The 290-nt window shown below is 76.2% G+C and carries 1 protein-coding gene; it reads left to right on the forward strand.

Annotated elements, in window-relative coordinates; genetic code table 11:
* The coding region (gene whiA, locus WDW90_RS38885) for a DNA-binding protein WhiA (RefSeq protein ID WP_336492969.1) at positions 1 to 290 on the forward strand (290 nt) is incomplete at both ends.

Consider the following 290-nt stretch of genomic DNA (forward strand, 5'->3'; position numbering starts at 1 on the left):
GCTCATCGTGGTCAAGGCGGGCGGCCTGCGCAAGAACGACCGGTTCGTGGTCCGGGTGGTGCGCGACGGCGAGTCCCTGGCGCGCCAGACGGGTCTGCTCGACGCGCGGGGCCGTCCGGTCCGCGGTCTGGCGCCCGAGGTCGTCTCCAGCGGGACCGACGATGCCGAGGCCGTCTGGCGGGGAGCGTTCCTCGCGCACGGTTCGCTGACCGAGCCGGGCCGGTCGATGGCGCTCGAGGTCACCTGTCCCGGCCCGGAGGCCGCGCTCGCCCTGGTGGGTGCCGCGCGGC

The organism is Methylobacterium nigriterrae, from assembly GCF_037106235.1.
In the GTDB taxonomy this organism is placed as follows: Bacteria; Pseudomonadota; Alphaproteobacteria; order Rhizobiales; family Beijerinckiaceae; genus Methylobacterium; species Methylobacterium nigriterrae.